This is a genomic window from Streptomyces katrae, assembly GCF_000717655.1.
Classification (GTDB): domain Bacteria; phylum Actinomycetota; class Actinomycetes; order Streptomycetales; family Streptomycetaceae; genus Streptomyces; species Streptomyces katrae_B.
In genome coordinates this window covers 117,172-138,028 of record NZ_JNZY01000001.1, presented here as the reverse complement: position 1 = coordinate 138,028, position 20,857 = coordinate 117,172, and the positions used below count along the sequence as shown (strand labels likewise).

The following is a 20,857-nucleotide window of genomic DNA, read 5'->3' as shown; positions in this document are numbered from 1 at the left end:
GGGTGTCCGGCCGGACGGCGGGTGGGGGCATTGGCCTATGCGCGGGTGGGTCTGGTTCGCTTGGGGGCATGGAGATTCTGTGGTTCCTGATCGCGCTCGGCCTGCTCGTGGCCGCCTTCAGCCCGTACATACGGCGCCGGCGGGGCGGCGGCGTACGCCTGGTCGCGCCGGGCAGCCCTGACGCGGCCGACCCCGAGAACTACGGTTTCGCCCGCCAGGAGCACCTGGACATCCGCGTCCCCGGCCCCGACGAGGACCTGATGGACGCCCTCGAAGCGGTGCAGCGCAGCGGCCGCTGGCAGGCGGCGTCCCAGCTGCTGGCCGGAACCCCGAAGGAGGGCGAGCTGCGCTGGCAGCGGGTCCAGGCCTTCGGTGGCGCCGCGGCGCTGGAGCTGGTGGAGCGGCCCGGCGTGGGCGCGCAGTGGCTGAAGGCCTGGCGGCTGGAGGCGGAGAAGGACGCGGGCGGCGCACAGGTGCACGCGGAGCTGCTGGTGCAGCAGGCGTGGCGGCACTCGGGCGGCGTGGGCTCCACCGACCACCGGATCATCCTGGAGGAGGCCCGGGAGGCGTGCCGCAAGGCGGCGCTGCTGGCCCCGGGCGACCCCGTCCCGTACATCACGGAGCTGGCCGTCGCGCGGGCGCTCGGCTACTCGGAGGCGGAGTTCGACGCCCTCTGGGCCAAGGTCATCGACCTCGCGCCGGCGCACATGGGCGCGCACCTGGCGGCCCTGCACTACTGGTGCGAGAAGTGGCACGGCTCGCGCGAGCAGGCGGACGCCTTCGCGCACGCGGCGGCGGCCCGTGCCCCGCAGGGCTCGCTGCTGGCGGCGCTGCCGCTGTTCGCGGTGTACGAGCACGTCCCGGAGGTCGTCCTGACAAACTTCTGGCAGGGCGCGGTCGTGACCCGGGCGGTGGAGGGCGCGCTGTACGCGGTGCACACCGCACGCCAGGACGACCCGATGCTGGCGCACGTCCGGCACATGCTGCTGTCGTTCCTGGTGCCGATGGAGCGCTGGGCGGAGGCGATGGAGCAGGTCCGCCACATCGACGGCTACGTGGGCGCCCTGCCGTGGTCGGCCTCCCCGGACCCTGCGGCGCAGTACGCGGTGTACCGCGCCCTGGCGGTGGCGGGCTACGAGGCGAACGGCGGCTCCCCGGCGACGCTGCCGCACTGAGGCGCCTGCGGTCGCTGCGAGGGACTTCTGCGTGCGCCGATCGGTGACGCAGTAGCGGCACGGGGACATGACGGAAGTCTTACGCGGCGGCCGGGGGCGGTCCGGGGGGAATCCCGGCCCGCCCCTGCCCGTTAAGGGGGTACCACTAGGAGGGAATCATGTTCTCGTACCGCCGCACGCCCGAGCTCCCCACCCGCGAGGAGGCCCTCCAGGGCCGCGCGACCCCCCAGTTCCAGCTCCCGGACCGGCACACGGTCCTCGGCAACCCGCTCGCGGGGCCCTATCCGGACGGGCTCGAGACGGCCGACTTCGGCCTGGGCTGCTTCTGGGGCGCGGAGCGCAAGTTCTGGCAGACCCCGGGGGTGTGGACCACGCTGGCCGGCTACCAGGGCGGCTTCACCGAGAACCCGACGTACGACGAGGTGTGCTCGGGGCAGACCGGCCACACCGAGGTCGTGCGGGTGGTCTTCGACCCGGCGCAGGTCTCGTACGCCACCCTCCTGAAGCTGTTCTGGGAGTCGCACGACCCCACCCAGGGCTTCCGCCAGGGCAACGACGTCGGAACCCAGTACCGCTCGGCGGTCTACACCCACTCCGAGGCCCAGCAGGCCGAGGCCGAGGCCTCCCGCGCCGCGTACCAGCAGGTCCTGACGTCCTCGGGCTACGGCGAGATCACCACGGCGGTCCTCCCGGCCACGACCCGCCCCTTCTGGCCGGCAGAGCCGTACCACCAGCAGTACCTGGACAAGAACCCGGACGGCTACTGCGGCATAGGCGGCACGGGCGTCAGCTGCCCGATCGGCGTGGCCAAGGCCAACGGCTGACACTCCGGGCGGCCCTCCGGCGCGGCCCTCACCCTTTCGGGCGGCGGCGCCGGAGTTCAGCTCTGTAGGCTGACTCCGGGGCCCGGAATCTCGCCCATGGGAGCATCCATGACCACGTCCGCTGCCGGGCGGCCGCTCATTCCGCAGCCGCCGTCGACGGTGACCGCCCTGCGCCAGGCCGTCGCGCAGATCGCCCCAGCCGCGCTGCCCGCGTTCACCCGGGAGCCGGACGAGGCGGCGGACCAGTCCCGCCAGGGCTCCGACCTGGCCCCCCTCAGGCGTTTCGTCGCTCAGTGGACGGCATACGTACACATCCAGCGCCAGCCACGGCTCGCCGAGGAACTGCGGCACTGGGAGGACACCGCAGCCACGGGAAGCGCCACCGAGGCCCGGCGGGCTGCCGCCGAAATCGGCCGGATCCTCGACACCGCCCACGCGGCACTCGCCGCCGACGAGCAGTGAGTGCCGACTGGCGCTGGGAGTACGACCCCGATCACGCACACGTCGCGGGCGGAATTCCCTCCCATGTCGTGGCCGAGGTCGAGCGCCTCATGGGGCACTCGTCGATTTGGCGGCCATGGGAGTCGACATCGGCGAGCTGGGCAACGGACCCAGGCCTGGTGGCCTGCGGCGGATGGGCGCGGCTGACGGCTGGTTCTACTTCCTCGCCGCACCCCGCGCCCGGCTGATCGTCGTGGTCCGGATCATTCCGCCCTTCGACGCCCTGTAGCGCCCGCCGGTCAGATCGTCGAGGCGTCGATGACGAAGCGGTAGCGGACGTCGCTGGACAGGACGCGCTCGTAGGCCTCGTTGATCTGCTCGGCGCGGATCAGTTCGATCTCCGAGCCCAGGCCGTGCTCGGCGCAGAAGTCCAGCATTTCCTGGGTCTCGGCGATGCCGCCGATCATCGAGCCGGCCAGGGTCTTGCGGCCGGTGATGACGGAGAACAGGTTCAGCTCGACCGGCTCCTCCGGGGCGCCGACGTTAACCAGCGCGCCGTCGACCTTCAGCAGGTCGAGGTACGCCTCGAGGCCGAGCGGGGCCGAGACCGTCGAGATGACCAGGTCGAAGCTGCCGGCCAGCTTCTCGAAGGTGGTCTCGTCGCTCGTCGCGTAGTAGTGCGAGGCGCCGAGCCGCAGGCCGTCCTCCTGCTTGCGCAGGGACTGGGAGAGGACGGTGACCTCCGCGCCGAGCGCGGCCGCGATCTTCACGCCCATGTGGCCGAGGCCGCCGAGACCGACGATCGCGACCTTCTTGCCCGGGCCCGCCTGCCAGTGCTTGAGCGGCGAGTAGAGGGTGATCCCGGCGCACAGCAGCGGGGCGGCGATGTCGAGGGCGAGGCCGTCGGGGATGCGGACGGTGTAGTTCTCGTCGACGACGACGTGCGTGGAGTAGCCGCCGTACGTCGGGTCGCCCTTCCTGTCACGGGCGTTGTACGTGCCGGTCATGCCCTGCACGCAGTACTGCTCCTGCCCGCGCAGGCAGTACTCGCACTCGCGGCAGGAGTCGACGAAGCAGCCGACGCCGACGTGGTCGCCGACCGCGAACTTCGTGACGCCCCGGCCGACTTCGGCGACGACACCGGCGATCTCGTGGCCCGGGACCATGGGGTAGATGCCCTCGCCCCACCCGTCGCGGACCTGGTGGATGTCGGAGTGGCAGATGCCGGCGTACTTGATCTCGATGAGGACGTCGTGCTCGCCGACGGGGCGGCGCGGGACGGTGGTGCGCTCCAGCGGGGCCTTCGCGGTGGGAGCGGCGTAGGCGGCGGCCTGGGTGACGGACATGGATGAAAACTCCTCGAACGCTGCTGACGGTCTGCGTACAGCGAACGATTCCGCGCCGGACCGCCGGCAGCCACGCCCCTGTCGTGCCTAGGACTGGCGGTCCTACCCCTGGCGGGGTCAGGAACACGGTCCCCGCGCGCCGGCCGCCCGGCGATACTGACGTCATGGACCAGCTTGATCAGCGTGCCGAGCTCGGCGAGTTCCTCCGATCCCGCCGCGCACGGCTGCGCCCCGCGGACGTGGGCCTGCCGGATTACGGGCGCCACCGCCGCGTGCCCGGGCTGCGCCGCGAGGAACTGGCGCAGCTGGCGGGCGTGTCAGTGGCGTACTACACACGGCTCGAGCAGGGACACGGGCAGAACGTGTCGGCGGAGGTGCTGGACGCGATCGCCCGCGCCCTGCGCCTGGACGGCACGGAGACGGCCCACCTGAACCACCTGGCCAGCCCCCGGCCCCGCCGGCACCGCGGCAAGCAGCACCGGGCACAGCGCGTCCGCCCGGAGCTGCGGACGCTGCTGGACGCGATGGAGGGGGTGCCGGCGTACCTGGTGGGGCGGCGTCAGGACGTGATCGGCTGGAACCGGCTGGCGGCCGCGGTCTTCGGGGACTTCGGGGCGCTGCCGCCGCAGGAGCGGAACCTCGTACGGCAGGTGTTCCTGGATCCGGCGACGGCCGACCTGTACGTGGACTGGGAGTGCCGGGCCTGCGAGGTGGTGAGCAACCTGCGCATGTACGCGGGCCAGCACCCGGAGGACGAGCAGCTGTCCGCGCTGGTCGGGGAACTGTCGGTGAAGAACGAGGAGTTCCGGCGGCTGTGGGCGGCGCACACGGTGGCGGACAACAAGACGCACGGGGTGAAGCGGCTGCGGCACCCGCTGGTGGGTGAGCTGGACCTGGCCTTCGAGACGCTGGCGCTGCCGGACGACTCGGCGCAGTTCCTGGTGACCTTCCACGCGCCGCCGGGCTCGCCCTCGGCGGACGCGCTCCGGCTGCTGGCCTCCTGGTCGGCTCCGTCCGCCGCCCCCGTAGCCACTGCCACCCCTCCCGCCCCGTCCTCCGCTTCGTCCCCGGACGGGGCTACAGCTTGATCTGGAAGATGCCCGCCCCGCGTTCGCGGCGGTAGCCCAGGGCGGCGTTCACCGCGCGCATCGGGGTGTTCTCGTCCGCCACCGAGGTGGCGATCTCACGGAGGGCGGGGAAGCGGGCCGTGGCCTCCCCCAGCATGCGGAGTTTGACCGCGCGGCCGAGGCCGCGGCCGCGGTGAGCGGGGACGACCACCGTGTCGTACTGGAGGGCGCGCGGGGCGGCCGGGTCCGGGAGCACCAGGGAGGTGTACGCGGCCACCTCGCCGGCGGGGGTCACCGCCGCGGCCATGAGCATCCGGCCGCCTCGGTCCAGGACCAGCCGCTGCACCGTGTGCAGGCGCTGCGGGGTCCAGGCCGGGGTCTGCTCGTCCATGTCCCCGGTCGGCGCGTCCTCCATCGATCCGTGGGCGACGGCGGCCGCGGCCACCCACGCCTCCGGGACCAGGTCCTCCCAGCACAGCAGCTCGTAGCCCGCCGGGAGGACGTGCTCGGCGCCGGCCGTCCCCGTTGCCACGTCCCGCACGTCCTGCACGTACCAGGCGAGCGGCAGCACGTTCTCGAAGCCCAGCGACTCGGCGAACGCCTGTCCCGCCCCGCCCAGGTCGGCCAAAGTGGAGACGGAGGTGCGGCCCTGGGCCAGCAGTTCCTCGCGGACCCGGTGCCACAGGGCCGTGCCGATCCCCCGCCGCCGCGCGTCCGGACGTACCTGCAGCACGTCCAGCGAAGCGGTGTGCGCATTGCCGGCGTCCGTGAAAAGGAGCAGGCTCGCCACGCCTTCGTCCGCCGCGAAGTGCACGTAGCGGCCGGTGGTCGGCGCCACGCGCAGCCGCCCCGCGATCTCCACCCGGGTCGGTACGGGCAGGCCGGGCAGGTCGGCGGCGTGCGCAGCGGTCAGGACCGATGTCCAGGCGTCCACCTCGGCATCGGTCGGCGGTACGGACAGCTGGGTGAGGGATAACTTCATGACCTGGACCTTAGTCCCCCGGAAACGACGGATGGCGGGGAACCCCCGTCAGGGGCTCCCCGCCATCCGCGGGAGGTCGGCCGGAACCGGGGCGGGGTCAGGAGGCCGCGCCGGCCTTCCAGTCCGCCCAGCTCATGTTCCAGCCGTTGAGGCCGTTTTCCGGCTTGATGGTCTTGTCCGGCGAGTTGACGACCGTGACCACGTCACCGATGAGCGAGTTGTCGTAGAACCAGGCCGCCGGCTGGTTCGGGTCGTTGGCACCCTGGGCGTCGTTCAGACCGACACAGCCGTGGCTCGTGTTCACGCTGCCGAAGATCGAGTCCGCTCCCCAGTAGTTGCCGTGGATGAACGTGCCCGACTGGGACAGCCGCATCGCGTGCGGGACGTCCTTGATGTCGTACTCGCCCTTGCCCTCGCTGTTCTTGAAGCCGACGGTCGAGCCGTCCATCCGGGTCTCCTTGAACTTCTCGGAGATCACCATCTGGCCGTTGTACGTCGGGTTCTCCGGGGAGCCGGCCGAGATCGGGATGGTCTTGAGGACCGCGCCGTCCCGGGTGACGGTCATCTTCTTCGTCTTCGCGTCGACCGTGGAGACCTGGCTGCGGCCGATCTTGAAGGTGGCGGTCCGGTTCTGCACGCCCTGGACGCCGGGGGCGCCCTGCACCCCGTCCAGCGCCAGCTTCAGCGTGACGGTGGAGCCGGCCTGCCAGTACTGCTCCGGGCGGAAGTCCAGGCGCTGCGCGCTGAACCAGTGCCCGACGACCTCCTGGCCGCTGCTGGAGGTGACGGAGATGGCCGCCTGGACCGCCTTCTGGTCCTTGATCGGCTTGTTGAAAGTGATCGAGACCGGCATGCCCACGCCGACGGTCTGGCCGTCGTCCGGTATGAAGGAGCCGACGAAGCTGTTCTCCGGCGAGACGGTGGTGAAGGAGGCGTTCTCGTGCGCCTCCTTGCCGGAGGCGTCCTTGGCGGTCGCCGACACGGCGTACTTCGTGGAGCGCTTCAGCGCGCCGTCCGGCTTCCAGCTCTTGCCGTCGGCGGCTATCTTGCCGGGCACGGCCGCGCCCTCGGAGGTCTTCAGCTCGACCGCCGTGAGGGTGCCGTCACTGACGGCGACGTTGGCCGCGTCGTTCAGGCCGACGTTGGTCGAACCGTCCTTGGGCGTGATCGTTATCTTGGCCTTGGAGGCGTCCTTGGCCGCAGCCGCGTCCACGTCCGACTGGGACTTGCTGCTCGCGTCCCCGCCGCCCTTGGGCTTGTCGTCCCCACCGCCGCACGCCGAGAGCACCAGCACGCCACCGAGGACGGCGGATATGGCCACGAGGGACCTTCTCCGCCGCTTCTTGTCCGTCCTCACACGCCACTCCATCGTTGCCTGAACCCCCGAGCTTCCCCCGGCTGCCGCCGGGTGGTGCCCCGATCAAGGCAGGGAGACACGCCCCCTGCCCCGCACCAGTCAACGCGTTGAAGGCCCGGATCGGTTCCACATTCCGCTTGAATGTGGGCAACCACACGGTCAGGCGTTGTCGGTCGTCTCTTCGTCGAAGTCCCCATCTTCCTCGCCCAGGTCCCACTCCATGGACTCGGGGTCGTATTCGACGGGCTCGCTGCTCCAGGAGGCCTGCGCCAGCTCCACGCCGGGGATCTCCGCGACCAGGTCAGTGGGGTCGACGAGGTACGCGAGCGCCTCCGACTCGTCCTCCCGGACGGCCGACTCCGCGTGGCCCCGCTCCTCGTCCGGCATGAACTCGTCGGCCTCGATGTGCTCGAGTGCGGCTCCGGTGAGGGCCTCGGGGTCGGGCACCTCCAGTACCAAATCCACCCGAAGCCGTACGTATCGTGATGTGTCAGAAGGGTTCATACGACGGAGACTAAGCCCGAGGAAGCCCCGACTTTCCCACGACCCGCCCTTGTCCGTAGCATCACCGCACACGGCCAATTCGCTGCTTCCGCAAGGGGGATCGCACCGTGTCCGCACGTCGACCGCTGCTCACCGCTCTCGGAGCGACCACCCTTCTCGCCGCCCTCTGGTTCGTGCCCTCGGCCAACGCCACCGCACCGGGGTCCGCGGCGCCCGGTTCCACGGCGTCCGATTCCGGTTCCGCCGCGCCGGAGTCCGCGAACGCGCCCGGGTCCGGGGCCGGGCGCGGGTCGGTGACGACGCTCGAGGCCGATCCCGCGGGCGCCTCCCCGCAGACCGCCGGCCAGATGCCCCTCGGGCTCGCCGACACCGGCGGTATCGACACCACCCCGTACCTGCTGGGCGGCACGCTCTGCCTGGGCCTCGGGGCCGGGTTCGTCACGTTCTCCGTACGCCGCTCGCGCGTGTAGGCCCCACGGGCGGACGTCGAAAGCGCCGAATACGCCGAATACGCCGAAGGGCCGGGCCCGGGAAAGGATTCCCGGGCCCGGCCCTTCGCGGCAGCGATGCGGAGCGATGCGGACCAAGCGATACGGCTAGGCCAGCGGACCCGTCACCGGCTCCACCGCGGCGACGAGGCCGCCCGTACGGACGAACGCGTCGGCCGCCGCCAGGTCGGGGGCGAGGAAACGATCCGGCCCGGGACCCTCCACGCCGGCCGCCCGAGCCGCCGCGATGGCCGCCAGGCTGGCCGGGGCCGCGGTGAGCCCGTGGCGCAGCTCGATGGCGCGGGTGGCCGCGTACAGCTCGATCGCGATGATCCGCGTCAGGTTGTCGATGGCGGTACGGAGCTTGCGCGCGGCCGACCAGCCCATCGAGACGTGGTCCTCCTGCATGGCGGAGGACGGGATCGAGTCGGCGGAGGCCGGCACGGCCAGCCGCTTCATCTCGCTGACCAGGGCGGCCTGCGTGTACTGGGCGATCATCAGACCGGAGTCGACACCGGCGTCGTCCGCCAGGAACGGCGGCAGGCCGTGCGAGCGGTTCTTGTCGAGCAGCCGGTCGGTGCGGCGCTCGGCGATGGAGCCGAGGTCGGCCGCCGCGATGGCCAGGAAGTCCAGGACGTACGCGACCGGGGCGCCGTGGAAGTTGCCGTTGGACTCCACGCGCCCGTCGGGCAGCACCACCGGGTTGTCGACGGCGGAGGCCAGCTCCCGCGAGGCGACCAGGGCGGCGTGCGCCATGGTGTCGCGGCCGGCGCCGGCGACCTGCGGGGCGCAGCGCACCGAGTACGCGTCCTGCACGCGCGGGGCGGACTCCTCCTGGAAGTGGCCGGTGAGCCCGGAGCCCTTCAGCACGGCGGCCATGTTCGCGGCGGAGGCGCCCTGGCCCGGGTGCGGGCGGATGGCGTGCAGCTCGGGCGCGAGCACCTTCTCGGTGCCGAGCAGTGCCTCGAGGGTCAGCGCGGCGGTGATGTCCGCGGACTTGTACAGCTTGTCGAGGTCGGCGAGGGCCATGACCAGCATGCCGAGCATGCCGTCGGTGCCGTTGAGGAGGGCGAGACCCTCCTTCTCCCTCAGCTCGACCGGCTGGATCCCGGCCTCGGCGAGCAGTTCGCCGGCGGGGCGCACGACCCCGTCCGGACCCTCGGCGTCGCCTTCGCCCATCAGGGTGAGCGCGCAGTGCGAGAGCGGCGCGAGGTCGCCGGAGCAGCCGAGCGAGCCGTACTCGTGGACGACGGGCGTGATGCCGGCGTTGAGTACGTCGGCCATCGTCTGCGCGACGGACGGCCGGACGCCGGTGTGGCCGGAGGCGACGGTCTTCAGGCGCAGGAACATCAGGGCGCGCACGACCTCCCGCTCGACGCGCGGGCCCATGCCGGCGGCGTGCGAGCGGACGATGTTGCGCTGGAGCTGGGCGCGCAGCTCGGGGCTGATGTGCCGGGAGGCGAGGGCGCCGAAGCCGGTGGACACCCCGTAGACGGGTTCGGGCTTGGCGGCGAGGGCGTCGACGATCTCGCGGGCGCGGGCGAGGGCGTCGAGCGCCTCGCCGGACAGCTCGATCCGCGCGTTGCCGCGGGCGACGGCGATGACGTCCTCGGCGGTGGTCCCGGACGTCCCCACCACGACAGTGTGCATATCCATATTCAGCAGCCTACGGACTGAATCGCTTCATGTCACTAGCAAGTTTCGCGAGGGACCCTTACGCCTCCGCCACAAGGCCTACGCCCGGCCGCGGAAGCGGCGCCGCTCGCCGGCCGCCTCCTGCGGGGCGGCATCGGCCAGCCGGACCACGGCGGTGTCCCGGCCCGCGACGACGGGTTTCGGCGTGCGGGCGGCCTTGGCCTTGTACTGCGCGGCGTCGGCCAGCCGGAACAGCCGCCGGGAGGACTTCCCCGGCCCGATCGGGTCGCCGGTGGACGCGACCCCGCACGCGACACCCTCCCCGAGCTCCAGCTCGGCGGCGCGCAGGCACAGCTCCTCGGTCACCCGGACCACCTCGTCGGCGGGGGGCCCGACGCTCACCAGGCAGAACTCGTCGCCGCCGAGCCGGGCCACGAGCGCGCCGGGCAGCATGGCCCCGCAGAGGCTGAGCACGGACCCGAACCGCTCCAGCAGCCGGTCGCCCGTGGCGTGCCCCAGGGTGTCGTTGACCCTCTTGAGCCCGTTCAGGTCGCACACCACCAGGCTCACCACGGCGGCGTTCCGCCGGTGCTCCTCCAGGGCCTCGTCGAGCCGCATGTCGACGGCGCGGCGGTTGGCCAGGCCGGTCAGCGGATCGGTGAAGGCGAGCCGCCGGGCCTCTTCGAGCCGCTCGTTCTGCGCGAGCCCGGCCGCGACCACCGCCGCCAGGACGGTCGCGAACTCGGCGTCGTCCTCGTCGAAGTCGGGCAGGCCGTCGTCGCGGGCGACGTACAGCTCGCCCCAGGCGCGCCCGCTGAGCACGATGGGCGCGACGACGCAGGTGCCGCGGCCCCGGCGGCGCAGGGCCTCGCCGCGCCGCCCCGGGCGGTTCCCGCCGGCGCTCTCGACCCAGGCGTGCGGGCCGCTGCCGCCGACCCAGCGCTCGTGCAGGAACTCGGTGATCTCGGGGAAGTCGTGGACGGGGTACGACTCGTCCTCGGGGAACGTCTCCTCCCCGGCCCGCAGCTCCCCCTCGTTCACGAGGACCCGCAGCCGGCCCCGCTCGCGCTCCCACGCGGAGATCGCGGCGAACGAGCCGTCCATCGCGAGGCGGGCCCCACGGGCGGCCGCCCGGACACTGTCCCGCGGCGCGCATGCGGCGGCCATGGCCTGAGCCAGGCCCACGACGGCTCGCAGCCGCCCGTCGACTCCCATCACCCCAGGTTAGGGAGTTTCATCCGATTTCGTGCAGCTTGATGCAGGGACCGCGGGACCGGACGCCCCGGCCCCTGCCCCAGCCCCTACTTCCCCGGCCACTGCGGCTTGCGCTTCTCGTTGAACGCCGCCACGCCCTCCGCGCGGTCTCCCGAGAAGGCCACCGTCCGCCAGGCCGCGTCCTCGATCTCCAGGCCGGCCGTCAGGTCCATCCCGTGCCCCAGCCGCAGGGCCCGCTTCGCCGCGCGCAGGCCCACCGGGGAGTTCGCCGCCATCCGGGCCGCGAGGGCAAGCGCTTCGTCCCGGTCCGTGCCCGCCGGCACCACCGAGTCCACCAGGCCCAGCGACAGCGCCTCCGCCGCCTCCACCCGCCGCGCCGTGAAGATCAGCTCCGCCGCCCGCGCCGCACCCACGCGCCGCGGCAGCAGCTGCGTGCCGCCGCCGCCCGGGATCACGCCCACGGAGACCTCCGGCAGGCCGACCACCGCCGTCTCGTCGGCCACGATCACGTCGCACGCCAGCGCCAGCTCGAAGCCGCCGCCCAGCGCGAACCCGTGCACCGACGCGATCGTCGGCATCGGCAGCTCCAGTACGCCCCCGTACGCGCCCCGCGTGGTCGGCCGCTGCCGCACCAGCTCGGCGTCCGACAGGGAGTTGCGCTCCTTGAGGTCGGCCCCTACGCAGAACGCCCGCTCGGCGGCCGACGAGAGCACGACCACCCGCACCGACGGGTCCGCCGCGAGCGCCGCGCAGGCCTCGCCGATGGCCCGCGCCATGTCCGTCGAGACGGCGTTCATCGCCTTCGGCCGGTCCAGGACCAGCTCCGCGACCCCGTCCTCATGCCGGCGCACAGCCACGAACTCAGACACAGAGACCCTCCCGGTTAACGAACGTTACCCGGGGATCTTAGGCTTCCGCCGCGTCAGCGACCAGGGCTCCACGACCCCGAGCCCGCGCACCGGGCGCTGCCACATCGGCTGGAGCGCGAAGCGGTACGTCCCGCCGCCCTCCTCGGCCTCGGCCTCCTTCTCCGAGACCGGCGCCGCGCCCGTCCTGCCCAGTTCCTCCGCCATCGCCCCGTCGACCAGCACCGCGTCCTTCGGGGCTATCGACGTCAGCCGCGAGGCCAGGTTCACGGTGGTCCCGAAGACGTCGCCCATCCGGGTCGTCACCGTCCCGAACGCTATGCCGACGCGCAGCTCCGGCATCTGGGCATCGGCTTCCATCGTCTCGATCAGCCGCAGCGCGATCTCCGCCGCCGTCGCCGCGTCGTCGGCGCAGTACAGGACCTCGTCGCCGAGCGTCTTGATCAGCCGGCCGCCGTGCGCGGCCACCAGGTCCGCGGAGGTCGTCTCGAAGGACTCGACGAGCTCGCCGAGCTCCTCCTCCTCCAGCCGCCGCGTCAGCCGGGTGAAGCCGACCAGGTCCGCGAAGCCCACCGCGAGCCGCCGGTCGACCATCTCCTCGTCGTCCGCCACCTGCACGACCCGGCCGGTGGCCGCCGCCAGCTGGCGGCGCCACACGTAGACGAGGAACTCCTCCAGCTCCGGCAGCAGCAGCTCGACCAGCGGGTACGTGACCTCCGTACGGGTCATTCCCGGCTCGGGCGGCTCCGTCAGCCCCTCCAGGAAGGAATCGATCTGCCATTCCGCCAGCCGGGCGGTGGTCTGCCCGGTGGACCGCGCCACCTGCACGGCCATCGGCTCGCTCAGCAGCCCGGCCTCGACGAGGCCGGCGAGCCGGCGCAGCGCCAGTACGTCCGCCTCGGTCAGGGCCTTGGCCTGGCCGATGTCGGCGAAGCCCATCGCCCGCCAGAAGCGGGAGGCGAGCTCCATCGAGACACCGGCGCTGCGGGCCGCCTGGAAGGGTGTGTACCGGCGCTCCGCGCCCAGGATCAGCTGCTCCAGCCGGATGGCGAGCGGGTCCGCCGTCGGCTGTGCGGTGTGGTCGACCTCGTGGTGGGGAGTGTGCTGGTCGCGCCCGATGGGCGTGCCCGGACCGGTGGACCCCGAGCCGGTGGACCCCTGGCCGCCGGGCCGGGGGGCGGACGCGCTGGACGTAGAGTCGCCGACGGTCAAGGGCCGCCTCCTGTCCATTCCGTGCGCACTGCCCTGCCGAACCGGGTGATCACCGGGAGGACCGGGATCGCCTAAACCATACGGCAGGTGTGCCGTAGCTCACTCCCCACTCCCTGCAGCTGCGGCCGGGCTACCGCACCGACCGCAGATGCACCACGTCCCCGGCCCCCACGGTCTCGTGCCGGTCCTCCGCCGTCCGTACGACGAGCCGCCCGTCCGCGTCCACCGCTTCGGCCGTCCCGGTGAGCGTGCGGCCGCCGGGCAGGTCCGCCCGTACGTGCCGGCCGAGCGTGACGCAGTCCGCCGCGTACGCCTCCTGGAGCCCGCTGGCGGCCGGGTCCCCGCCCGCCGCCCGCCATTGCCCGTACCAGTGCTCCAGGGACCGCAGTACGGCCTTCAGCAGGGGTTCCCGGTCCGTCACGGCGGCCTTCGCGAGGATCAGCGACCCGGCTTCCGGTACGGGCAGCTCGTCCTCGGTGAGGGTGACGTTGAGCCCGATCCCGAGGACGACCCCGTCGCTGACCCGTTCGGCGAGGATGCCGCCGGTCTTGCGTTCCTCCCCCTCCACGGTGATCAGCAGGTCGTTGGGCCATTTGAGGGCCGTGTCCACGCCCGCGGCCCGCGACACCCCGCTCGCGGCGGCCACCCCGGCCAGCAGGGTCAGCCACCCCCACCGCTCCTGCGGTACGGAGTCGCCCGGCTTGAGCAGGACGGAGAAGAACAGCCCGGACCGGGGGGGCGCGACCCAGCTCCGGTCGAGCCGCCCGCGCCCGGCGGTCTGCTCCTCGGCGACGAGCACGGCCCCCTCGGGCAGCTGCCCGGCCCGGGCCGCGAGATCGGTGTTGGTGGACCCGGTGGCGGCGACCACCTCGACCGAGGACCACAGCCCCCCGTCCCCGACGAGGGCCCGCTCCAGCGCGGCGGCGTTCAGCGGCGGCCGGTCGAGGCTCGACCAGCGGCCGGCGGCGGCTCCGGACGGAGCCCCTCCTGATGCATCTGATGGCGTCATGCAACCCACAGTAGGTGTGTCAAACGCCGCACTGCCGAGCGCCATGCCCGCCGATACGCTACGCACCAGTAGCCAGCAGTAGTCAATCAATTGACCAGGCAGTTGACACCACACAGGGAGCCGCGACCCCGATGTCACAACCCTCAGAGCCGATCGACATGCACACGACCGCGGGCAAGATCGCGGACCTGCAGCGCCGCATCGACGAAGCCACTCACGCCGGGTCAGCGCGCGCGGTGGAGAAGCAGCACGCCAAGGGGAAGCTGACGGCACGTGAGCGGGTCGCCCTGCTGCTGGACGAGGGGTCCTTCGTCGAGCTCGACGAGTTCGCCCGGCACCGGTCGACCAACTTCGGGCTGGAGAAGACCCGCCCCTACGGCGACGGCGTCGTCACCGGCTACGGCACGGTGGACGGCCGCCCGGTGGCCGTGTTCTCGCAGGACTTCACCGTCTTCGGCGGGGCCCTCGGCGAGGTCTACGGCCAGAAGATCATGAAGGTCATGGACTTCGCGCTGAAGACCGGCTGCCCGCTCGTCGGCATCAACGACTCCGGCGGCGCCCGCATCCAGGAGGGCGTCAGCGCCCTGGGCATGTACGGCGAGATCTTCCGCCGGAACGTGCACGCCTCGGGCGTCATTCCGCAGATCAGCCTGATCGTGGGCCCGTGCGCCGGCGGCGCCGTGTACTCCCCCGCCATCACCGACTTCACCGTGATGGTCGACCAGACCTCGCACATGTTCATCACCGGCCCGGACGTCATCAAGACCGTCACCGGCGAGGACGTGGGCTTCGAGGAGCTGGGCGGCGCCCGCACCCACAACTCCACCTCGGGCGTGGCCCACCACATGGCCGGGGACGAGAAGGACGCCATCGAGTACGTCAAGAACCTGCTGGCGTACCTGCCGTCGAACAACCTCTCCGAGCCGCCCGCCTTCCCGGAGGAGGCGGACACCGAGGTCACCGAGGCCGACCGCGAGCTCGACGTCCTGATCCCGGACAGCGCGAACCAGCCGTACGACATGCACACCGTGATCGAGCACGTGCTCGACGACGCGGAGTTCCTGGAGACGCAGGCGCTCTTCGCGCCGAACATCCTCACCGGCTTCGGCCGGGTCGAGGGGCACCCGGTGGGCATCGTCGCCAACCAGCCGATGCAGTTCGCCGGCTGCCTGGACATCAACGCCTCCGAGAAGGCCGCCCGCTTCGTGCGGACGTGCGACGCCTTCAACATCCCGGTGCTGACGTTCGTGGACGTGCCGGGCTTCCTGCCGGGCACGGACCAGGAGTACAACGGAATCATCCGGCGCGGCGCGAAGCTGATCTACGCGTACGCCGAGGCCACCGTCCCCCTGATCACCGTCATCACCCGCAAGGCGTTCGGCGGCGCGTACGACGTCATGGGCTCCAAGCACCTCGGCGCGGACCTGAACCTGGCCTGGCCGACCGCCCAGATCGCCGTCATGGGCGCGCAGGGCGCGGTCAACATCCTGCACCGCCGTGCCATCGCCGAGGCGGAGGAGGCGGGCAACGCCGAGGAGACCCGGGCCCGGCTCATCACCGAGTACGAGGACGCCCTGCTGAACCCGTACACGGCCGCCGAGCGCGGTTACATCGACGCGGTGACCATGCCGTCCGAGACGCGGGCCCACGTGGTCAAGGGGCTGCGCCAGCTGCGCACCAAGCGCGAGTCCCTGCCCCCCAAGAAGCACGGCAACATCCCCCTGTAGGAGGTCAGTCCTGTGGTGATCAAGGTCGTCAAGGGGAATCCGACGCCCGAGGAGCTGGCCGCCGCACTGGCGGTGGTCCAAGCGCGCGCGGCGGTGCTGGCCTCGGCACCGTCGGACGCGCCGCGGGTGGCGGACGACTGGTCGGCGCCGGCCCGGGTGGCGCGGCGGACGCTGCCGCAGCCGGGGCCGCGCGCGTGGGCGCGTACCTACTGGCCCGGTTAGGCCGCCTTCCGGTGGTGAAGATGGCGTGAACGGACCGTGGCGCCTGAGTACGCGTACTCAGGCGCCACTCCGGTCGCCGGGGCCAGGATCGAGGCATGCTCTGGTCAGACCCGAAGAACGAGCCGCCGAAGGACATGCGCGACGTGCAGGCGATGGTCCGGCGGATGACCCTGGTGGTCGTCCTCGCGATGGTGGTGGTCGTGTACGTGCTGGGCGTGGGCTTCTAGCCTCCGTGCAGGGTGTCCCGGTGCGTGCCGGGTGCCGGATCCCCGCCCCTACGATGGCGGCATGACTGCTGCTGCCCAGGCCCCGGCCCACGCCCTCGTCCTCGCCTCCGCCTCACCCGCCCGGCTCAACCTGCTGCGGCAGGCCGGGCTGGCCCCGCACGTGATCGTCAGCAACTTCGACGAGGACGCGCTCAGCGCGGAGACCCCCGCCGAGCTGGCGCTGGCGCTGGCCGAGGCCAAGGCGGGCGTGGTGGCGGCCCTGGACGAGGCCGCGGGCGCCTTGGTGATCGGCTGCGACTCGGTGCTGGAGCTGGACGGCGAGGCGCTCGGCAAGCCGGCGGACGCCGAGGAGGCCACCGCCCGCTGGAAGTCGATGCGCGGACGGGCCGGTGTACTGCGCACCGGGCACTGCGTGATCGACACGGCGACCGGGCGTCAGGTCTCGGCCACGGCTTCCACGACGGTCCGGTTCGGCGAGCCGACGGACGCGGAGGTGGCGGCGTACGTGGCGAGCGGCGAGCCGCTGCACGTGGCCGGGGCATTCACGCTGGACGGGCTGTCGGCGCCGTTCATCGAGGGCATCGACGGCGACCACGGGAACGTCATCGGGCTGTCGATGCCGCTGCTGCGCTCCCTGCTGGGCGAACTCGGTGTGTCCATCACGGATTTGTGGGCTTGAGCTCCCCGAGGGGCGGAGGCGGGGCGTCCTGGGCGTCCCGCCCCTCCTGGCCGTCCGGTCCGCCCCCGGCGCCCCCTGCGGGCGCCCCGGCCCCGCCCTGGGCCGCGTAGAGCACCAGGGTCAGGACGAGCAGGCAGAGGATCAGCATCATCACGGCGAAGGCGCCCCAGCCGACCAGGCCGACGGCGAGGGCGCCGAGCAGCCCGTGGGTGACGGCGGCGGTGACGAGCACGATGCGGGCGAAGGTGCCGGGGGCCCGGTCGCGTACGGCCACCACGGCGAGCAGCACGGCGCACAGGAGCAGGAAGGCGCCGATGCCGGCCCCCATCCCGTACGTCGCCAGGGACATGACATCCGGGTCCATGCCGGCGATGGACATCGACTGGTTGTGGGTGGTCCGGCCGAGCACGAAGTGCACGAGAACGAGCACCGCCGCCTCGGCGACGAGCACGACCGCGGCCAGCCCGGCCACGAGTCTGCGCAGCACGACGCCCACGACGACCCACCCCTCCCCACACGTCCCCGGCCACAAGCCTGTTCGACGCCTGGAGGCTACTAACGGGTAAACGTACGGACAAGGGGTCCGGGCAGCTTCGTTACGCGAAGGGCCCCCGTACCGCGGACACGCAAAGAATGTGTGGGCCGTTCGTAGGGACTCGACAAAGAATCACAGGGGGCCGCTGACCCGGCGGACAGAGACCTTGGATACATGACGGGGTTACTGTGCAGTTGGGGATCCCCCTGACCTGGGGCGCCACAAGGGCTTTCCTGCCTGGAGGTGGACTCGAATCACACTGCGTGTGGGCAAGGTCACCACCAGGGAAGGGTCGAAACGCCGTGTGGGCTGTCCCTAAACTCAGCTTGTTTCAAGGAGGGAGCCATCGTGCGCAAGGTGCTCATCGCCAACCGTGGCGAAATCGCTGTCCGCGTTGCTCGGGCCTGCCGGGATGCCGGAATCGCAAGCGTAGCCGTCTACGCCGATCCGGACCGGGACGCTCTGCATGTCCGCGCGGCCGACGAAGCTTTCGCGTTGGGCGGTGACACCCCGGCCGCCAGCTACTTGGACATCTCCAAGGTCCTGCAGGCCGCAGCCGATTCCGGCGCGGACGCCATCCATCCCGGATACGGCTTCCTCTCCGAGAACGCCGACTTCGCGCAGGCCGTGCTCGACGCCGGCCTGACCTGGATCGGCCCGCCGCCGCAGGCCATCCGCGACCTCGGCGACAAGGTCGCCGCCCGGCACATCGCGCAGCGCGCAGGCGCCCCGCTGGTCGCCGGTACGCCGGACCCGGTCTCGGGTGCCGAAGAAGTCGTGGCGTTCGCCAAGGAGCACGGCCTGCCGATCGCGATCAAGGCCGCCTTCGGCGGCGGCGGTCGCGGCCTGAAGGTCGCCCGCACCCTCGAAGAGGTGCCGGAGCTCTACGACTCCGCCGTACGCGAGGCCGTCGCCGCCTTCGGCCGCGGCGAGTGCTTCGTCGAGCGCTACCTCGACAAGCCGCGGCACGTCGAGACCCAGTGCCTGGCCGACAGCCACGGCAACGTGGTCGTCGTCTCCACCCGTGACTGCTCGCTGCAGCGCCGCCACCAGAAGCTGGTGGAGGAGGCTCCCGCGCCGTTCCTGACCGAGGCGCAGAACGCGGAGCTGTACGCCGCTTCCAAGGCCATCCTGAAGGAGGCCGGCTACGTCGGCGCCGGCACGGTGGAGTTCCTCGTCTCCGCCGACGGCCTGATCTCCTTCCTGGAGGTCAACACCCGCCTGCAGGTCGAGCACCCGGTCACCGAAGAGGTCGCCGGCATCGACCTGGTCCGCGAGATGTTCCGCATCGCCGACGGCGAGGAGCTCGGCTACGGGGACCCGGTGCTGCGCGGCCACTCCATCGAGTTCCGCATCAACGGCGAGGACCCGGGCCGCGGCTTCCTCCCGGCGCCCGGCACGGTGACGAAGTTCGTCGCGCCGACCGGCCCGGGCGTCCGCCTCGACGCGGGTGTCGAGTCCGGCTCCGTCATCGGCCCGGCCTGGGACTCCCTGCTGGCCAAGCTGATCGTCACCGGCGCCACCCGCGAGCAGGCGCTCCAGCGTGCCGCCCGCGCGCTGGCCGAGTTCGAGGTCGAGGGCATGGCCACGGCCATCCCGTTCCACCGCGCGGTCGTCGCCGACCCGGCGTTCACCTCGGACCCCTTCCAGGTGCACACCCGCTGGATCGAGACCGAGTTCGTCAACGAGATCCCGGCGTTCGCGGCTCCGGCTGCGGACGACGCCGAAGACGAGCCGGGCCGCGAGACGGTGGTCGTCGAGGTCGGCGGCAAGCGCCTCGAGGTCTCGCTGCCGTCCTCGCTGGGCATGACCCTGGCGCGCACGGCCGCTGCGGGCGGCGCGAAGCCGAAGCGCCGCGCGGCCAAGAAGTCCGGCCCGGCGGCCTCCGGCGACACCCTCGCGTCCCCGATGCAGGGCACGATCGTCAAGGTCGCGGTCGAGGAGGGCCAGCAGGTCAACGAGGGCGACCTGGTCGTCGTACTCGAGGCCATGAAGATGGAGCAGCCGCTGAATGCGCACCGCTCCGGGACGATCGTCGGCCTGACAGCCGAGGTCGGCGCCAGCCTCACCTCCGGCGCCACCATCTGCGAGATCAAGGACTGAGGTCCTTGCACTCCTGACGGGGTTCCCGGGGCCACCGCCCCGGGGACCCCGTTTTTTCGTCTGCGGCGCCGCTGCCGGGGGCCGGCCCCTGGGAACCCCCGCGCCTCAAACGCCGGCGGGGCTGGAAGATCCAGCCCCGCCGGCGTTTGAGGCGCGGGGTCCGGGGCGGAGCCCCGGGGCTCCTACCTGCGCCTCATGTCCGCGACGCGGGGGCGGTCCCCGGCCGCAGCCTGCTCGAGCAGCGAGGCAGGCGCGCTGCGCAGCTGCGCCGACGGCCCCCCACGCCTCTGCACCGGCAGCGGGGACTCCCTGCGCGGGCGCCGGCCCACCATCCCCTCACCGCCGGAGGCAACGGCCCCCGCCACGGTGATCTGCACTCCCTGGTCGGCGAGCGCCTGCAGCTCCGTCGCCGCCCGGTCGTCGTGCGGCGGCGGCTCGTCCGTGACCAGACGGGTCATCACGTCCGTCGGCACGGTCTGGAACATGGTGTCGGTACCGAGCTTCGTGTGGTCGGCCAGTACCACCACTTCCGCCGCGGCCTGCACCAGCGCCCGGTCCACGCTCGCGCTGAGCATGTTGGACGTGGACAGCCCGCGCTCGGCGGTCAGGCCGCTCCCGGAGAGGAAGGCCCGCGACACCCGCAGCCCCTGGAGGGACTGCTCGGCACCGCTGCCGACCAGCGCGTAGTTCGAGCCCCGCAGGGTCCCGCCGGTCATGACCACCTCCACCCGGTTCGCGTGGGCCAGAGCCTGCGCGACCAGCAGCGAGTTGGTGACGACGGTCAGTCCGGGCACCCGGGCGAGCCGGCGGGCCAGCTCCTGGGTCGTGGTGCCCGCGCCGACGACGACGGCCTCGCCTTCTTCGACAAGGCCGGCCGCCACGTCGGCAATGGCGGTCTTTTCCGCCGTCGCGAGATGGGACTTTTGCGGAAACCCGGACTCCCGCGTGAAACCGCCCGGCAATACCGCACCGCCGTGTCGGCGGTCGAGGAGTCCTTCTGCCTCCAGCGCCCGCACGTCCCGCCGTACGGTCACTTCGGAGGTCTGGACGACGCGGGCGAGCTCACGGAGCGATACCGCTCCGTTGGCCCGCACCATTTCGAGAATCAATTGGCGACGTTCTGCAGCGAACACGAAACTGACAGTAACCCCAACGACCGTCTTGTTTCAGCTCCTTGCGCCGGAATACCGAAGTTGTCCATAAAACAGGGCGACTAGTGGTATACGCGTCCGGACGACTGAGT

The 20,857-nt window shown here is 72.1% G+C and carries 22 protein-coding genes; 11 read left to right on the top strand and 11 right to left on the bottom strand.

Annotation, left to right across the window (positions count from 1 at the left end; genetic code table 11):
- Window positions 1-68 precede the first annotated feature (68 nt).
- The 4 genes from IF09_RS0100690 (at window position 69) to IF09_RS48405 (ending at window position 2,729) form a co-directional block, all read left to right on the top strand.
- The gene (locus IF09_RS0100690; protein WP_030290835.1) at window positions 69-1,175 is read left to right on the top strand and encodes a hypothetical protein; all 1,107 of its coding nucleotides are present in this window, start codon (window positions 69-71) and stop codon (window positions 1,173-1,175) included.
- 158 nt (window positions 1,176-1,333) lie between these two features.
- Window positions 1,334-1,999: a peptide-methionine (S)-S-oxide reductase MsrA gene (msrA, locus tag IF09_RS0100685; RefSeq protein ID WP_030290833.1), complete on the top strand. Its 666-nt coding sequence runs from the start codon at window positions 1,334-1,336 to the stop codon at window positions 1,997-1,999.
- Window positions 2,000-2,107: 108 nt separating this feature from the next.
- Window positions 2,108-2,461, top strand: coding sequence for a hypothetical protein (locus IF09_RS0100680; protein ID WP_030290831.1), 354 nt, complete (start codon window positions 2,108-2,110; stop codon window positions 2,459-2,461).
- 115 nt (window positions 2,462-2,576) lie between these two features.
- On the top strand, window positions 2,577-2,729 hold the full coding sequence (locus IF09_RS48405; RefSeq protein ID WP_418953006.1) for a hypothetical protein: 153 nt from the start codon (window positions 2,577-2,579) through the stop codon (window positions 2,727-2,729).
- 10 nt (window positions 2,730-2,739) lie between these two features.
- Here IF09_RS48405 and IF09_RS0100670 read toward each other — a convergent pair whose 3' ends face one another.
- Entirely contained in the window at window positions 2,740-3,786 is a 1,047-nt protein-coding gene (locus tag IF09_RS0100670; protein WP_030290829.1) for an NAD(P)-dependent alcohol dehydrogenase, read from the bottom strand.
- Between the two features lie 164 nt (window positions 3,787-3,950).
- Here IF09_RS0100670 and IF09_RS0100665 point away from each other — a divergent pair, with 164 nt between their 5' ends.
- Window positions 3,951-4,874 (top strand): helix-turn-helix domain-containing protein, encoded by a 924-nt coding sequence (locus IF09_RS0100665; RefSeq protein WP_030290827.1) that lies wholly within the window; start codon window positions 3,951-3,953, stop codon window positions 4,872-4,874.
- Here IF09_RS0100665 and IF09_RS0100660 read toward each other — a convergent pair.
- From IF09_RS0100660 to IF09_RS0100650, 3 genes are all read right to left on the bottom strand, one after another.
- A complete protein-coding gene (locus tag IF09_RS0100660; RefSeq protein WP_051831979.1) occupies window positions 4,864-5,835 on the bottom strand; it encodes a GNAT family N-acetyltransferase in 972 nt (323 codons plus the stop codon). The genes IF09_RS0100665 and IF09_RS0100660 overlap by 11 nt on opposite strands.
- A gap of 97 nt (window positions 5,836-5,932) precedes the next feature.
- Entirely contained in the window at window positions 5,933-7,204 is a 1,272-nt protein-coding gene (locus tag IF09_RS0100655) for a L,D-transpeptidase (protein WP_030290824.1), read from the bottom strand.
- Between the two features lie 147 nt (window positions 7,205-7,351).
- Window positions 7,352-7,657, bottom strand: coding sequence for a hypothetical protein (locus IF09_RS0100650; protein WP_030290823.1), 306 nt, complete (start codon window positions 7,655-7,657; stop codon window positions 7,352-7,354).
- Window positions 7,658-7,803: 146 nt separating this feature from the next.
- Between IF09_RS0100650 and IF09_RS0100645 the strand changes: the two genes are divergently transcribed.
- Complete coding sequence (locus IF09_RS0100645; protein ID WP_030290821.1) at window positions 7,804-8,166, top strand: hypothetical protein; 363 nt, start codon at window positions 7,804-7,806, stop codon at window positions 8,164-8,166.
- 126 nt (window positions 8,167-8,292) lie between these two features.
- Here the strand turns inward: IF09_RS0100645 and hutH are convergent, their stop codons facing one another.
- The 5 genes from hutH to IF09_RS0100620 all read right to left on the bottom strand — a co-directional run bounded on the left by hutH (window position 8,293) and on the right by IF09_RS0100620 (window position 14,121).
- Window positions 8,293-9,834 carry a histidine ammonia-lyase gene (gene hutH / locus IF09_RS0100640; RefSeq protein WP_030290819.1) on the bottom strand — a complete coding sequence of 514 codons (1,542 nt, stop codon included), beginning with the start codon at window positions 9,832-9,834 and terminating at the stop codon, window positions 8,293-8,295.
- An 84-nt stretch (window positions 9,835-9,918) separates the two neighbouring features.
- On the bottom strand, window positions 9,919-11,034 hold the full coding sequence (locus IF09_RS0100635; protein WP_030290817.1) for a GGDEF domain-containing protein: 1,116 nt from the start codon (window positions 11,032-11,034) through the stop codon (window positions 9,919-9,921).
- Between the two features lie 86 nt (window positions 11,035-11,120).
- Window positions 11,121-11,903 (bottom strand): enoyl-CoA hydratase/isomerase family protein, encoded by a 783-nt coding sequence (locus IF09_RS0100630; protein WP_030290816.1) that lies wholly within the window; start codon window positions 11,901-11,903, stop codon window positions 11,121-11,123.
- Window positions 11,904-11,927: 24 nt separating this feature from the next.
- On the bottom strand, window positions 11,928-13,112 hold the full coding sequence (locus IF09_RS0100625; RefSeq protein WP_030290814.1) for an adenylate/guanylate cyclase domain-containing protein: 1,185 nt from the start codon (window positions 13,110-13,112) through the stop codon (window positions 11,928-11,930).
- A gap of 130 nt (window positions 13,113-13,242) precedes the next feature.
- A complete protein-coding gene (locus IF09_RS0100620; protein WP_030290812.1) occupies window positions 13,243-14,121 on the bottom strand; it encodes a biotin--[acetyl-CoA-carboxylase] ligase in 879 nt (292 codons plus the stop codon).
- Window positions 14,122-14,252: 131 nt separating this feature from the next.
- On the opposite strand from IF09_RS0100620, the gene IF09_RS0100615 reads away from it, so the two are divergent.
- The 4 genes from IF09_RS0100615 to IF09_RS0100600 all read left to right on the top strand — a co-directional run bounded on the left by IF09_RS0100615 (window position 14,253) and on the right by IF09_RS0100600 (window position 16,976).
- Window positions 14,253-15,848: an acyl-CoA carboxylase subunit beta gene (locus IF09_RS0100615; RefSeq protein ID WP_030290811.1), complete on the top strand. Its 1,596-nt coding sequence runs from the start codon at window positions 14,253-14,255 to the stop codon at window positions 15,846-15,848.
- A gap of 15 nt (window positions 15,849-15,863) precedes the next feature.
- Window positions 15,864-16,070 (top strand): acyl-CoA carboxylase epsilon subunit, encoded by a 207-nt coding sequence (locus IF09_RS0100610; protein ID WP_078613001.1) that lies wholly within the window; start codon window positions 15,864-15,866, stop codon window positions 16,068-16,070.
- Window positions 16,071-16,165: 95 nt separating this feature from the next.
- Window positions 16,166-16,297 (top strand): morphogenic membrane protein MmpB, encoded by a 132-nt coding sequence (gene mmpB / locus IF09_RS47845; RefSeq protein WP_267882133.1) that lies wholly within the window; start codon window positions 16,166-16,168, stop codon window positions 16,295-16,297.
- 61 nt (window positions 16,298-16,358) lie between these two features.
- On the top strand, window positions 16,359-16,976 hold the full coding sequence (locus tag IF09_RS0100600; protein WP_030290809.1) for a Maf family protein: 618 nt from the start codon (window positions 16,359-16,361) through the stop codon (window positions 16,974-16,976).
- Here the strand turns inward: IF09_RS0100600 and IF09_RS0100595 are convergent.
- Complete coding sequence (locus tag IF09_RS0100595; protein ID WP_051831977.1) at window positions 16,957-17,472, bottom strand: hypothetical protein; 516 nt, start codon at window positions 17,470-17,472, stop codon at window positions 16,957-16,959. The genes IF09_RS0100600 and IF09_RS0100595 overlap by 20 nt on opposite strands.
- A 387-nt stretch (window positions 17,473-17,859) precedes the next feature.
- Between IF09_RS0100595 and IF09_RS0100590 the strand changes: the two genes are divergently transcribed.
- Window positions 17,860-19,614, top strand: a complete 1,755-nt coding sequence (locus IF09_RS0100590; RefSeq protein ID WP_030290806.1) for an acetyl/propionyl/methylcrotonyl-CoA carboxylase subunit alpha — start codon at window positions 17,860-17,862, stop codon at window positions 19,612-19,614.
- Between the two features lie 182 nt (window positions 19,615-19,796).
- On the opposite strand, the gene IF09_RS0100585 is transcribed toward IF09_RS0100590, so the two are convergent.
- A complete protein-coding gene (locus tag IF09_RS0100585; RefSeq protein WP_078612981.1) occupies window positions 19,797-20,747 on the bottom strand; it encodes a DeoR/GlpR family DNA-binding transcription regulator in 951 nt (316 codons plus the stop codon).
- Window positions 20,748-20,857 lie beyond the last annotated feature (110 nt).